Here is a 13009-nt window from a genome sequence, read left to right as displayed (position 1 = left end):
AGGCCCGGACCCTGGTTCATGCAAGACAAATACGCCCACAAGGAAGTCGAGCGCGCCGCGCACGCCCACTGGAACGCCGCCGACGCCTACCGGGTGACCGAAGACGCGGGCAAGAAGAAGTTCTACGCCTGCTCGATGCTGCCCTACCCCAGCGGCAAGCTGCACATGGGCCACGTGCGCAACTACACCATCAACGACATGCTCGCGCGCTACCTGCGCATGAACGGCCACAACGTGCTGATGCCCATGGGCTGGGACGCCTTCGGCCTGCCGGCCGAGAACGCGGCGATCAAGAACGGTGTGCCGCCGGCGAAGTGGACCTACGAGAACATCGCCTACATGAAGCAGCAGATGCAGGCCATGGGCCTGGCCATCGACTGGTCGCGCGAAGTGGCCACCTGTGACCCGAGCTATTACAAGTGGAACCAGTGGCTGTTCCTCAAGATGCTGGAAAAAGGCATCGCCTACCGCAAGACGCAGGTCGTGAACTGGGACCCGGTGGACCAGACCGTGCTGGCCAACGAGCAGGTGATCGACGGCAAGGGCTGGCGCACCGGCGCCGTGGTCGAGAAGCGCGAGATACCAGGCTATTACCTCAACATCACGGCCTACGCCGACGAGCTGCTCGACCACGTGCAGATCGGCAACCCCAGGGCCACGCTCAACGGTTGGCCCGACAAGGTGCGGCTGATGCAGGAGAACTGGATCGGCAAGAGCGAAGGCGTGCGCTTCGCGTTCCCGCACTCCATCAAAGGCGAAGACGGTGCGCTGATCGGTGACGGCAAGATGTACGTGTTCACCACGCGCGCCGACACCATCATGGGCGTGACCTTCTGCGCCGTCGCGCCGGAGCACCCGCTGGCTACCCACGCGGCCGAGGGCAACAAGGCATTGGCCGCTTTCATCGAGGAATGCAAGACCGGCGGCACGACCGAGGCCGAGCTGGCCACGCAGGAGAAGAAGGGCATGGCCACGGGCCTGACCGTGACGCACCCGCTGACCGGCGAGTCGGTGGCCGTCTGGGTTGGCAACTACGTGTTGATGGGCTATGGCGACGGCGCCGTGATGGGTGTGCCGGCGCACGACGAGCGCGATTTCGCGTTCGCGAAGAAGTACGGCCTGAATATCCAGCCGGTGGTGGCGGTCGAAGGCGAGACCTTCAGCCTGGATGCCTGGGCCGACTGGTACGGCGACAAGCAGCACGGCGTGTGCGTGAATTCCGGCGTGCTCGACGGACTGGCCTACAAGGTCGCGGTGGGCAAGGTTGCCGCGCTGCTCGCTGAAAAAGGCCTGGGCGAGAAGAAGACCACCTTCCGCCTGCGCGACTGGGGCGTGAGCCGCCAGCGCTACTGGGGCACACCCATCCCCATCATTCATTGCGAAGAACACGGCGCGGTGCCAGTGCCCGAAAAGGACCTGCCGGTGGTGCTGCCGCAGGACTGCATTCCCGACGGCTCGGGCAACCCGCTGCACAAGCACGAAGGCTTTCACGCCGGCGTGGTCTGTCCGGTCTGCGGCAAGCCCGCGCGGCGCGAGACCGACACCATGGACACCTTCGTGGACTCGTCGTGGTACTTCATGCGCTACTGCGACCCGAGCAACTCGGAAAAGATGGTCGCCGAAGGCGCGGACTACTGGATGCCGATGGACCAGTACATCGGCGGCATCGAACACGCGATCCTGCACCTGCTCTACGCGCGCTTCTGGACCAAGGTCATGCGCGACCTCGGTCTGGTCAAGGTCGACGAGCCCTTCACCCACCTGCTCACGCAGGGCATGGTGCTCAACCACATCTACAGCCGGCGCACCGCCAAGGGTGGCAAGGACTACTTCTGGCCGCACGATGTCGAGCACGTGCTCGACGAAGCCGGCAAGGTCGTGGGCGCGAAGCTGAAGAACCCGGCCACCAGCGGCGACGGCCTGCTGCCCGTGGGTACGCCGATCGACTACGAGGGCGTGGGCACGATGTCCAAGTCCAAGAACAACGGCGTCGACCCGCAGGACCTCATTGAAAAGTACGGCGCCGACACCGCGCGCCTGTACACCATGTTCACCGCGCCGCCCGAGGCCACGCTGGAGTGGAACGATGCGGCCGTGGAGGGCAGCTACCGTTTCCTGCGCCGTGTGTGGGCGTTCGGGGTGAAGCTCTCGACCCTTGGTGGCCTGGGTGCGCTCGCTGCCGGTGTGTCCGGCCAGTCGCTGTCCAAGGCCGCAAAAGCGCTGCGCCTGGAGATCCACACCGTGCTCAAACAGGTGGACTACGACTACCAGCGCATGCAGTACAACACCGTGGTCTCGGGGGCGATGAAGATGCTCAACGCACTGGAGGACTTCAAGCCCGATGGCTCCGCCGCCGACAACGCCGCGCTGGCCGAGGGTTTCGGCATCCTGCTGCGCGCGATCTACCCGGCCACGCCGCACATTGCGCACACGCTCTGGACCGAACTGGGTTACGCGGGCGAACTGCTCGACGCACCCTGGCCCGAGGCCGACGAGGGCGCGCTCAAGCGCGACGAACTCGAACTCGTGCTGCAGATCAACGGCAAACTGCGCGGCAGCGTCACCGTGGCCGCCAGCGCCGACAAGGCCGCGATCGAAGCGGCGGCGCTGGCCAGCGAGGCCTTCATCAAGCAGGCGGCGGGCGCAGCGCCGAAGAAGGTGGTGGTCGTGCCCGGCCGCCTGGTCAACATCGTCGTCTGAGGAATCCCCCGCATGAGACCCCTGCAGCCCACATCCCTGGCGCGGCGCCGTGCGCTGCAACACCTGATGGCGGGCACGGCGGTGCTGGGTGTGTCGGGCTGCGGCTTCGCGCTGCGCCAGGCGCCCACGTTCGCTTTCGAGTCGGTGCGCATCGCCGGCAGCGAGAACACGCCGGTGGCCAGCGCGCTGGGCTCGGCGCTGCGGGTCAACGGCCTGCAGGTGGTGACTTCGGCCACGCCGACACCGCCGGAAGGCGCCGCACCTGCGCAGGTGGTGCTGACCGTGATCACCGACCAGCGCGAGCGCCTTGCCGTCGGCCAGACCGCAGCCGGCCAGGTGCGTGAACTGCAACTGCGCACACGCTTCACTTTCCGGCTGCGCACGCCGAACGAAAAGGAACTGATCGGCGACACCGAGCTGCTGCTCGAACGCGACCTGAGCTTCAGCGAGACGGCGGTGCTCTCCAAGGACGCCGAAGAAGCGCTGCTTTACCGCGACATGGCCTCCGACGTGGTGCAGCAGGTGGTGCGCCGGCTGGCGGCGGTGAAGTCGCTCTGACAGGCAGGCGCCTGATGCAGATCGCAGCACCCCAACTTGCCGCCCAGCTGCAGCGCGGCCTCAGGAGCCTGTACACGCTGCACGGGGACGAGCCGTTGCTGGTGCAGGAAGCGGCCGACGCGATCCGCGCCGCGGCGCGCGAACAGGGCTACACCGAGCGCACGGTGCACACCGTGGCCGGCGCCCATTTCGACTGGGGCGAGGTGCTCGCCAGCGGCGGCTCGATGAGCCTGTTCGCTGACCGGCAGCTCATCGAAATCCGCATCCCCTCGGGCAAGCCGGGCAAGGACGGCTCGCAGGCCTTGCAGCAGATCGCCCAGGCCGCGCAGGACAACGACAGCACGCTCACGCTGGTGCTGCTGCCGCGCCTGGACATGGCAACGCAGAAGGGCGCCTGGTTCGCGGCGCTGGAGAACTTCGGCGCCACCATCAAGCTCGACCCGGTGGATCGCAAGGCCCTGCCGCAGTGGATCGCGCAGCGCCTGCAGCAGCAGGGCCAGCGCGTGGTCTCAGGCGAGGAAGGCCAGCGCACGCTGCAGTTCTTCGCCGACCGCGTCGAGGGCAACCTGCTCGCCGCGCACCAGGAAATCCAGAAGCTCGCGTTGCTGCACCCGGCGGGCGAGCTGTCCTTCGAGCAGGTGGAAGCCGCCGTGCTCAACGTGGCGCGCTACGACGCCTTCAAGCTCGCAGAGGCGGTGCTGGGCGGCCAGGTGCAGCGCGTGCAGCGCATGCTCGACGGCCTGCAGGCCGAGGGCGAGGCCCCGGTGCTGGTGCACTGGGCGCTGTCGGAAGACATCCGCACGCTGCACCGCATCCGCACCGCGATGGACGCGGGCCGCCCGCTGCCCATGGCTTTGCGCGAGAACCGGGTGTGGGGCGTGAAGGAAAAGCTCATGGAGCGCGCGCTGCCACTGCTGAACCTGGCCACTCTCTCGCGCTGGCTCGACGACGCGCACACGGTGGACGGTATCGTCAAGGGTCTGAAGGTGCCTTCGTGGCCGGCCGATCCCTGGCAGGCGCTGCAGCAGATGGCGATGAAGGTGTCTCTGGCCTGCTCGGTGAGGTAGGGAAGCACCCCCGCGCCCAAAAAACTCAGGCAGCCGCGCGAGACCGCAAAGCCGCTTCCCGGTAGTCGCTCGGCGACTGCCCCGTGTGCTCGCGGAACACGCGGCTGAAGTGCGCGCCGTTGTTGAAGCCCCAGGAGAACGCGATCTCGGTGATCGTGCGGTGCGCGCGCGCCGGGTGGGCCAGTTCGCGCATGCAGGCCTGGATGCGCTGGCGCTGGATGTAGTGGGCCGGCGTGTCGTCCTCGGCGCTGAAGGCGTTGTGCAGGTGGCGCTTGCTGCAGTTGAGCGCCTGCGCGATGTGGTCGAGCGTGAGCGAAGGGTCGCGCAGGTGCTGGCCGATGTGCTCGCGGATGCGGTCGCGAAACGCCTCCAGCTGGGTGGTGCTGTTCTCACGCCCCGCGAGCTCCTGCAAGGACAGGCGCACCAGCTCCACGATGAGTTCGCCCGCGCCGCGCGCGGCCGCTTCGCTCATGCCGGGCAGCTCCTGGTAGGTGGTGCGCATGGTCTCCAGCGCCACGCGCGCGATGCCGCTGACACCGCCCACGTGCCGCGCCATCAGCGGCTCCAGCTTGATGCCGCGCTCGGTGAGCTGCTCCTTGGGCAGCATCACGATCAGGTGCTCGACCCGCTCGGGGTTGGCGATCTCGTAGCTGCCGGTGGTGTCGTAGATCGCCCAGCCGCCGGGGCGCACCCACGCTTGGCGGTCGTGCTGCTGCACGCCCGCACTGCCCTGCCAGGGCGCGACGATCTTCAGGTAGGCGCGCTCGCTGCCACGCGCCAGCTTCGGGCTGCGCAGCACGCGGTGGCGGTTGGCCTCCAGCTTGGTCAGTACCACCTCGCCCGCGTGCGAGGCGTGCATGTGGCCGTCGAACACCGTGTCGCCATACAGGTCGGATTCCAGGCCGCCGAAATGCGTCCACACCCAGTCGCGCCAGATCGCCGCGCGCTCGCCGGGCGCGACGATGTCGGTGCTCATTTCGGACGTGGATGGCATGACGGGGCTCCGGGGCTGGCAGATGGGGAGAAATTATCGGCCGGGGTGTCCGGGCCCGCGCGGCGCAAGGTCAAGGGTTAACCCGTACCGGTATGCACGTTCCGGCAAGCAGTCCGTGCGTCTTCAGCATAGCGGTGCGGGCCGCTTCTGCCTACGATGGGCACCCGGTCAACCACAACTCCAGGAGACACAGCCATGGCCCATCATCCCAATCGACGTCTGGTCATTCAAAGCGCCGCCGCCACGGTGGGCGCCCTGTCGTTCGCGCCGCAGCTGCTCGCGCAGGCAGCGCCCGTGCGCATCGGCTATTCGATGTCGCGCACCGGCCCGTGGACGGGTGGCGCGCAGGTCAGCCAGGAGCCCAACTACCTGTTGTGGGCCGAGCAGCAGAACGCCGCCGGCGGCCTGGACGTGAAGGGCGTCAAGCGCCCGATCGAGCTCATCAGCAGCGACGACCGCAGCGACACCGAGACCGTGGTGCGCACCTACGAAAAGCTCATGGGCAGCGACAAGGTCGACCTGGTACTGCCGCCCTGGGGCAGCAACGCCAACTTCGCCGTCGCGCCGCTGGCCAACCGTTTCCAGTACCCCTTTCTCGCACCGACCGCATTGAGCAAGCGCCTGGTGGAGATGAAGCTGCCCTACTTCTTCCTGCTGCTGCAGCAGCCTGCGCCCATGACCAACGCGCTGGTCGACATGTTCAAGGCCAACGGCGTGAAGACCGTGGCGCTGATCTACGTGGACGACCTGTTCGGCCTGGAGAACTTCGCCGCCTTCAAGGTCGCGCTGCAGGGCAGCGGCATCACCCTGGTGGAGGACAAGAGCTACCCCGGTGGCGTGAAGGACCTCTCGCCCGTGCTGCGTTCCATGAAGGACAAGAACCCCGATGCCTTCGTCGGCTTCACCTACCCGCCCGACACCATCCTGGCCAGCCGCCAGGCCAAGGAAATCGGCTTCAACCCGAAGTTCTTCTACGCCTCGGTGGGCACGGCCTTCCAGCTGTACCGCAACGTCATGACCCCCGCCGGCGCCGAGGGCGTGCTGGGCATGGGCTCGTGGAACAGCAAGACCAGCCCGGGCGCCAAGGCCTACTTCGACGCCCACACGAAGAAGTTCGCCGGCAAGGAACCGGACCGCTGGGCCAGCGGCGCCTGCTGGGCAGGCTTGGAGATCCTCACCAACGCCGTCAAGGCGCAGGGGCTGGACCGCAAGGCGATCCGCGACTACGTGGCAGGTACCACGCACAAGACCATCATTGGCGACATCAAGTTCAACGGCAGCGAGAACGTGGGCACGCCGGGCACCGTGAGCCAGTGGCAGAACGGCGAGTTCGAAGTGGTGTGGCCGAAGAACGTGGCGACGGCGCCGTTGAACCCGAACAAACCCGCCTGGAAGTGACACGCCGTTTGTCCTGAGCCTGTCCGTCGACAAGCTCAGGATGATCGGAAATTCCCTTGCATTCCAGCCGTTCGGGCTGAGCTTGTCGAAGCCTTGCTGGCCCCGTGGCTGGTGAAACCTTCGACAAGCTCAGGGCGAACGGAGGTTTGTTTCCGGCCCACTGAACTCTCATGTCTTTCTCCGCCTGGCTCGAACTCCTCGCCTCCGGTCTCATCACCGGGGGCATCTACGCGCTCGTCGCGCTCGGGCTGAACCTGCAGTACGGGCTGATGCGCATCCTCAACATCGCGCACGGCGAGTTCCTCATGGTCGGCGCCTACCTGACCTGGATGGCGCAGACCTCGCTCGGCCTGAACCCGCTGTTCATGGTGCCGGTGTCCTTCGGCATGCTGTTCGCACTGGGCTGGGTCGTGCACCGGCTGTGTTTTCGCCGTCTTACTGCCACCTCACCCAACCTGGACGTGTTCGAGGCGCGCGGGCTCATGGTGGCCTTCGGCCTCATGTTCCTGGTGCAGAACTTCGCCTCCTGGATGTGGGGCGGCGACCTGCGCGGCTACGACTTCCTGACCGAACCGGTGCAGATCCCGCTGCCCGATGGCAACGCCCAGTTCGCCGGCAACAAGCTGCTGGTGTTCGGCCTGGCGCTGCTGTTCTCGGGCGCGCTCATCGTGCTGCTGCGCACCACGCTGCTGGGCAAGGGCGTGCGCGCGTTGATGCAGTCGCCCACCGGCGCGCAGCTCATGGGCATCAACACCCGGCGGCTGCACCCGCTCATGTTCGGCATCGGCCTGGGGCTCTCTGGTGTGGCGGGTTGCCTGATCTCGATGGCCTATACCATCAGCCCGTCCATGGGTGAGCCGTACACCATCACCGCGCTCATCGTCATCACGCTCGGTGGCTTCGGCAGCATGGGCGGCGCGCTCGCCGGCGGCCTGCTGCTGGGCGTGATCGAAGCCCTGGGCATGCACTTCACCAACCCCTCGCTCAAGGCCTTGTTGAGCTACGTGGTCTTCATCAGCGTGCTGCTGCTGCGGCCCGAGGGACTCTTCTCCCGAAAGAGCCGCAAGGCATGACTTCAAGACAGTTCCTCATCCGCGACCTGCTCGTGCTCTTCGGCCTGACCGGCTGGGCTCTGGCCCTGCCCGGCTTCGCCAGCGAGTTCGCCGTCTCCATGGCGCTGACCTGCCTGATGTACATCGCGCTCTCGTCGAGCTGGGCGCTGTTCTGCGGCACCACGCGCTACCTCTCGCTGGCCACCTCGGCCTTCTTCGGCATCGGTGCCTACACCAGCGCCGTGCTGCTCGAACAGGTGTCGTGGCCGCAGGCCATCGCGCTGGGAGCGCTCATCGCCGCCGGCGTGGCGGTGCTCATGGGCGCGGCCGTGCTGCACCTGCGTGGCACCTACTTCGCGGTGCTCACCTTCGGCATGACCGAGCTGATCCGCCACGCCATCAGCTACTTCGAGAAGACCGTCACCGGCACCGTGGGCCGCGTGCTCATGGTCGTGCCCGAGCGCGACACGATCTACTTCACCGTGCTGGCGCTGGCGGTGATCACGGTGGCGCTGTCCATTGCCATCCGTCGCACGCGCTTCGGCCTGGCCATGCTCGGCATCGGCGCGGACGAGCAGCGCGCGCAGACCCTGGGCGTGAACACGCGCTGGGTCAAGACGGCGGGCTTTGCGCTCACGGCGGCGGTGGCCGGCGCGGTGGGCGCGGCCATGTCGGTGCGCTGGACCTACATCGACCCGCACACCGTCTTCAACCCCTTCATCGGCTTCCAGACCGTGCTGATCGCGCTCATCGGCGGCGCGGCCACGCTGTGGGGCCCGCTGATCGCGGCCATCGTCTTCAGTGTGCTGGCCGAGACGCTGCGCCTTCAGGTGCCGCAGATCTACATGATGTCGCTCGGCCTGCTGCTGATCCTCTCGGTGCTGTACCTGCCGGGTGGCCTGGCCTCGCTGCGCGCCGAGACCTTCCGGGGCTGGCGCGATGGCGCCAGGGCCTGGTGGACGGAGACGAAGGACGACCTGAGTGGCGAGACGAAGCGCCGCAAGCAGCGCGAGAAAGATCTGCGGGAGCGTCGCGATGTGTTTTGAGAAACACCCCCGCCACGCTCCGCGCGACCCCCTCAAGGGGGCGGCGCCTACGGCCCGGCAAAGCCGGTTCCGTGGCACCTCTGGGCTCGGTGGCCGCGCGCGTGGCATTGCGCGCGTCGGGGAGCACACATGACCGATAGGGAGAAACCTTTGCTCGACGCCCGCGAGGTCACCGTGCGCTTCGGCGGCCTCACGGCGGTCGACGCGGTCAGCGCGCGCTTCATGCCCGGTGAACTGGTCGGCATCATCGGCCCCAATGGTGCGGGCAAGACGACCTTCTTCAACGCCATCTCGGGCGTCACCAAGCCCACCAGCGGCGCGCTCTCGGTGCGCGGGCGCGAGCTGGGCGGCAAGGGCCCGCACCGCTTTGCCGCGCACGGGCTTGCGCGCACCTTCCAGACCCCGCGCGTCTTCGGCGACATGGCGGTGCGCGACAACATCGCCTTCGGCCTGAAGTTCGCCGGCCGCCGCCCGCGCAAGTACATCCTGTGGGGCGAAGAGGCTTCGGTGCCCTGGGTGCTGCGCACGCCCGAGAGCATCCTCGCGCTCATCGGCCTGTCGGCGCAGGCCGATCTGCCGGCCGCGGCCATCACGCCTTCGCAGCAGCGCCTGCTGGAGATCGGCATGGCGCTGGCCACGCGCCCGCGCATGCTGCTGCTCGACGAAGTGGCCGCCGGCCTGACCGAGAACGAGGTGGAGGAGATGGCGCGCCTGATCCGCCGCCTGCGCGACGAGCTCGACCTCACCGTGGTGTGGATCGAACACGCCGTGACCACGCTGCTGCGCCACGTCGAGCGCGTGATCGTGCTGCACCAGGGTCGCAAGATCGCCGACGGCACGCCGCGCGAGGTGGTGCGCAACGCCGAGGTGATCGAGGCCTACCTGGGTGACGAGATGAACGATGAGAACGCGGAGGCCACCGCATGATGTGGTACCGCCCCAACCCCTTCGAGCTCGGCGGCGGCGCGCGCGCGCGCCTCAAGGTCAGCGGCCTGTCCGCGGGCTACGGCGCCTTCCTGGTGTTGCGCGACATCGCGCTCGACATCCCGCCCGGCCTGACCGTGGTGCTCGGCCCCAACGGCGCGGGCAAGACCACGCTGCTCAAGGCGCTCAACGGCCTCATCCCGCGCAGCGGCACCGTGCTGCTCGACGGACAGGAACTCGCCGAGAAGACGCACGAGATCGTGCAGGCCGGCGTGGCCCTGGTGCCCGAGGGCCGGCAGCTGTTCCCGCAGCTCACCGTCGCGGAGAACCTCGAGCTCGGCGGCTGGCTGGTGCCCAAGGCGTTGCGTGCCGAGCGGCTGGCCCAGGCCTTCGTGGATTTTCCCAAGCTCAAGGAGCGCGCCACGCAGCTGGCTGGCACCATGAGCGGCGGCGAACAGCAGATGGTGGCGGTGGCGCGCGCCATGATGTGCGCGCCGCGCCTGCTCATGCTCGACGAACCCTCGCTCGGCCTGGCGCCGAAGATGGTGGACGAACTGCTCACCATCGTGCGCCGCATTGCCGACGCAGGCACCACCGTGCTCATGGTCGAGCAGAACGTGAAGAAGGCGCTGGCCGTGGCCGACCGGGGCTACGTCATGGAGCGCGGCACGCTCGTGGCCAGCGGGCCGGCCCCGCTGCTCGCGCGCTCCAGCGTCATCCGCGAGGCCTACCTCGGCGCCGACAAGGACCCCGCCACCGGCACCACCAGCGCAGCCGACGCCGTGCAGCGCCGCAAGGCCGTGGCCACGACCGCCTGAACACCCACACACACAAGGAGAAACCACCATGTCCGACCTGTCCATGCTCATCAACGGCCTGAAAGTCACGGCTGAGAAGGGCGCCACCTTCGAACGCCGCAACCCGCTCGACGGCAGCGTGGCCACGCGCGCGCCCGCCGCAAGCCCGGCAGACGCGGTGATGGCGGTGGAATCCGCCGCCGAAGCCTTCAAGACCTGGAGCGAAACCGGCCCCAACGAACGCCGCGCGCTGTTGCTCAAAGCCGCCGACGCGCTCGAAGCCAAGCTGCCGAAGTTCGTCGAGGCCGTGGCGGCAGAGACCGGCGCCACCGGCATGTGGGCTGGCTTCAACACCATGCTCGCCGCCAGCATGATCCGCGAGGCCGCCTCGCTCACCACCCAGGTGGCGGGCGAGGTGATCCCGTCGGACGTGCCCGGCTCGCTCGCCATGGGCGTGCGCCAGCCCGCCGGCGTGGTGCTCGGCATCGCGCCGTGGAACGCACCCATCATCCTGGGCGTGCGCGCCATCTGCGTGCCGCTGGCCTGCGGCAACACGGTCATCTTCAAGGGCAGCGAGAACTGCCCGCGCACCCACCAGCTCATCGCCGAGGCCTTCCAGGACGCGGGCTTCCCGCCCGGCGTGGTGAACTACATCACCAACGCCCCGGCCGACGCCGGCGCCGTGGTGGAGGCCATGGTCGCGCACCCGGCCGTGCGGCGCGTGAACTTTACCGGCTCCACCAAGGTCGGCAAGATCATCGCCATGACCTGCGCGAAGTACTTGAAGCCGGTGGTGCTCGAACTCGGCGGCAAGGCACCCATGGTGATCCTGGACGACGCCAACATCGAAGACGCCGTCAACGGCGCGGCCTTCGGCGCCTTCGCCAACAGCGGCCAGATCTGCATGAGCACCGAACGCATCATCGTGGACCAGAAGATCGCCGACGAGTTCGTGAAGAAGTTCAGTGACAAGGCGAAGAACCTGCCCCTGGGTGACCCGCGCAAGCCCGAGCCCGTGGTGCTCGGCTCCGTCATCGGCCAGGGCACGGTGGACCACTGCAATGCCCTCATCGACGACGCGCTGGCCAAGGGCGCCAAGCTGCTGTGCGGCGGCAAGGCCGACAGCACGCTCATGCCCGCCACCGTGCTCGACCACGTCACGCCGGCCATGCGCATCTATCACGAAGAAACCTTCGGCCCGGTGAAATGCGTGGTGCGCGTCAAGGGCGTGGAGGAAGCCATTGCCTGCGCCAACGACAACGAATACGGCCTGAGCGCCGCCGTCTTCGGCGGCGACATCGCGCGCGCCTTCAACGTGGCGCGCAAGATCGATTCCGGCATCTGCCATGTGAACGGCCCCACCGTGCACGATGAAGCACAGATGCCCTTCGGCGGCGTCAAGGGCTCGGGCATCGGCCGCTTCGGCGGCAAGGCCGGCATCGCCGAGTTCACCGAACTGCGCTGGATCACGCTGCAGACCACGCCGCGGCACTACCCGTTCTGATTTCCGGAGGGTGAAGAGGGGAAGAAGAGCGGGGGCCCTGGAGGCGGTGCTTCCAGGGCGGCCGGCAGCCGCCCCATCTGACATACTTTGCGCGGTGACCGAGCCGCCGATGCCTGAACGTCTATTCATTCGACTGCCAGACGATCCGTCATGCGCCTCCGAGACCACGGTCCCGGCGAGCACGCTGACGGAGTTCGCAGTGCCGGCCTTCCTGCGATCGGCGGTGGCCCATGTCATGGCCTACGAGGAGCGGTTCACGCCCGGTCGTGAGACCGTCGAGCGCGTGCTGCCCGACGGAGCGTCTCGTCTCCTCATTGTTCTGCACGGGGGCGCGGCATCCATCCATGTCGCAGGGGCACGGGCCGATCCCGTCTTGCTCACGATGAGTGGCCACATGCACGGGTTATCGATCACGCTCAACCCCGGGGCAACACTGGGACTGTTCGGTGTTCCGGCCAACGAGTTGACGGCGCTCTCCGTGCAATGGGACGACATCGTCCCCAAGGCGCATCGCGACGTACCCGACCAACTGGCGGCGGCAGCCGACGACGTCACGCGCGTTCGGCACGTCCTTCAGTCGCTGCAGGCATTGCAGCGCCCCTCGGACCCCTCTCGCCACCTGATGGAGCACGCGGCAAGACGCCTTGGCGCCAGGATGGGCGGCATCTCCGTGCGGGAACTTGCTGGCGAACTGGACCTCAGCGAACGGCGCGTGCAGCAGCTGTTCGCCTCGCACATCGGTCTGGCGCCCAGCGTCTGGCGCCGCCTGCAACGACTTCACGGAACGCTTCGCTTGTTGCGAACGGCCGAGACGCCCCAATGGGCTGAGATTGCGCTGTGCGCCGGGTACTACGACCAGTCACACCTGATCAACGAGTTTCGCGCCTTGTGCGGCCTGACGCCGCAACAGCTCGTTCAGCGCGTCGTTTCGGATTCTTCCAATACAACGAGCGGCAACATCACCTAAGG

The 13009-nt window shown here is 67.7% G+C and carries 11 protein-coding genes; 10 read left to right on the top strand and 1 reads right to left on the bottom strand.

All coding sequences use genetic code 11. The features are described from left to right. Nucleotides 1-18: 18 nt before the first annotated feature. The 3 genes from leuS to holA are packed head-to-tail and all read left to right on the top strand — an operon-like array spanning nucleotide 19 to nucleotide 4325. Nucleotides 19-2700, top strand: coding sequence for a leucine--tRNA ligase (gene leuS / locus K5880_RS07725; protein ID WP_297650450.1), 2682 nt, complete (start codon nucleotides 19-21; stop codon nucleotides 2698-2700). Nucleotides 2701-2712: 12 nt separating this feature from the next. Further along, nucleotides 2713-3258 (top strand): LPS assembly lipoprotein LptE, encoded by a 546-nt coding sequence (gene lptE, locus K5880_RS07720; protein WP_297650449.1) that lies wholly within the window; start codon nucleotides 2713-2715, stop codon nucleotides 3256-3258. Nucleotides 3259-3272: 14 nt separating this feature from the next. Next, nucleotides 3273-4325, top strand: coding sequence for a DNA polymerase III subunit delta (gene holA / locus K5880_RS07715; protein WP_297650448.1), 1053 nt, complete (start codon nucleotides 3273-3275; stop codon nucleotides 4323-4325). Nucleotides 4326-4350: 25 nt separating this feature from the next. On the opposite strand, the gene K5880_RS07710 is transcribed toward holA, so the two are convergent. After that, nucleotides 4351-5319: a helix-turn-helix domain-containing protein gene (locus tag K5880_RS07710; protein ID WP_297650447.1), complete on the bottom strand. Its 969-nt coding sequence runs from the start codon at nucleotides 5317-5319 to the stop codon at nucleotides 4351-4353. Between the two features lie 195 nt (nucleotides 5320-5514). On the opposite strand from K5880_RS07710, the gene K5880_RS07705 reads away from it, so the two are divergent. The 7 genes from K5880_RS07705 to K5880_RS07675 all read left to right on the top strand — a co-directional run bounded on the left by K5880_RS07705 (nucleotide 5515) and on the right by K5880_RS07675 (nucleotide 13007). After that, nucleotides 5515-6717, top strand: coding sequence for an amino acid ABC transporter substrate-binding protein (locus K5880_RS07705; RefSeq protein ID WP_297650446.1), 1203 nt, complete (start codon nucleotides 5515-5517; stop codon nucleotides 6715-6717). Nucleotides 6718-6887: 170 nt separating this feature from the next. Beyond that, nucleotides 6888-7790, top strand: a complete 903-nt coding sequence (locus K5880_RS07700) for a branched-chain amino acid ABC transporter permease (RefSeq protein WP_297650445.1) — start codon at nucleotides 6888-6890, stop codon at nucleotides 7788-7790. Then, nucleotides 7787-8815: a branched-chain amino acid ABC transporter permease gene (locus tag K5880_RS07695; protein WP_297650444.1), complete on the top strand. Its 1029-nt coding sequence runs from the start codon at nucleotides 7787-7789 to the stop codon at nucleotides 8813-8815. Before K5880_RS07700 ends, K5880_RS07695 begins: the two co-directional genes overlap by 4 nt. A 129-nt stretch (nucleotides 8816-8944) precedes the next feature. After that, entirely contained in the window at nucleotides 8945-9742 is a 798-nt protein-coding gene (locus K5880_RS07690) for an ABC transporter ATP-binding protein (RefSeq protein WP_297650443.1), read from the top strand. Continuing rightward, nucleotides 9739-10557 carry an ABC transporter ATP-binding protein gene (locus K5880_RS07685; RefSeq protein WP_297650442.1) on the top strand — a complete coding sequence of 273 codons (819 nt, stop codon included), beginning with the start codon at nucleotides 9739-9741 and terminating at the stop codon, nucleotides 10555-10557. Before K5880_RS07690 ends, K5880_RS07685 begins: the two co-directional genes overlap by 4 nt. A 28-nt stretch (nucleotides 10558-10585) precedes the next feature. Then, complete coding sequence (locus K5880_RS07680; RefSeq protein WP_297650441.1) at nucleotides 10586-12040, top strand: aldehyde dehydrogenase; 1455 nt, start codon at nucleotides 10586-10588, stop codon at nucleotides 12038-12040. Nucleotides 12041-12134: 94 nt separating this feature from the next. Continuing rightward, the gene (locus tag K5880_RS07675; RefSeq protein ID WP_297650440.1) at nucleotides 12135-13007 is read left to right on the top strand and encodes an AraC family transcriptional regulator; all 873 of its coding nucleotides are present in this window, start codon (nucleotides 12135-12137) and stop codon (nucleotides 13005-13007) included. Nucleotides 13008-13009: the final 2 nt, after the last annotated feature.

The organism is Hydrogenophaga sp. (genome assembly GCF_025699295.1).
Taxonomy (GTDB): domain Bacteria; phylum Pseudomonadota; class Gammaproteobacteria; order Burkholderiales; family Burkholderiaceae_C; genus Hydrogenophaga.
Note: the sequence above shows the minus strand (reverse complement) of the source record. Positions and strands in the feature narration are given on the sequence as shown.

Bases quoted from the DNA above. Each gene is read 5' to 3' on its own strand.
- leuS (WP_297650450.1), top strand. From the start codon at position 19: ATGCAAGACAAATACGCCCACAAGGAAGTCGAGCGCGCCGCGCACGCC.
- lptE (WP_297650449.1), top strand. From the start codon at position 2,713: ATGAGACCCCTGCAGCCCACATCCCTGGCGCGGCGCCGTGCGCTGCAA.
- holA (WP_297650448.1), top strand. From the start codon at position 3,273: ATGCAGATCGCAGCACCCCAACTTGCCGCCCAGCTGCAGCGCGGCCTC.
- K5880_RS07710 (WP_297650447.1), bottom strand. From the start codon at position 5,319: ATGCCATCCACGTCCGAAATGAGCACCGACATCGTCGCGCCCGGCGAG.
- K5880_RS07705 (WP_297650446.1), top strand. From the start codon at position 5,515: ATGGCCCATCATCCCAATCGACGTCTGGTCATTCAAAGCGCCGCCGCC.
- K5880_RS07700 (WP_297650445.1), top strand. From the start codon at position 6,888: ATGTCTTTCTCCGCCTGGCTCGAACTCCTCGCCTCCGGTCTCATCACC.
- K5880_RS07695 (WP_297650444.1), top strand. From the start codon at position 7,787: ATGACTTCAAGACAGTTCCTCATCCGCGACCTGCTCGTGCTCTTCGGC.
- K5880_RS07690 (WP_297650443.1), top strand. From the start codon at position 8,945: ATGACCGATAGGGAGAAACCTTTGCTCGACGCCCGCGAGGTCACCGTG.
- K5880_RS07685 (WP_297650442.1), top strand. From the start codon at position 9,739: ATGATGTGGTACCGCCCCAACCCCTTCGAGCTCGGCGGCGGCGCGCGC.
- K5880_RS07680 (WP_297650441.1), top strand. From the start codon at position 10,586: ATGTCCGACCTGTCCATGCTCATCAACGGCCTGAAAGTCACGGCTGAG.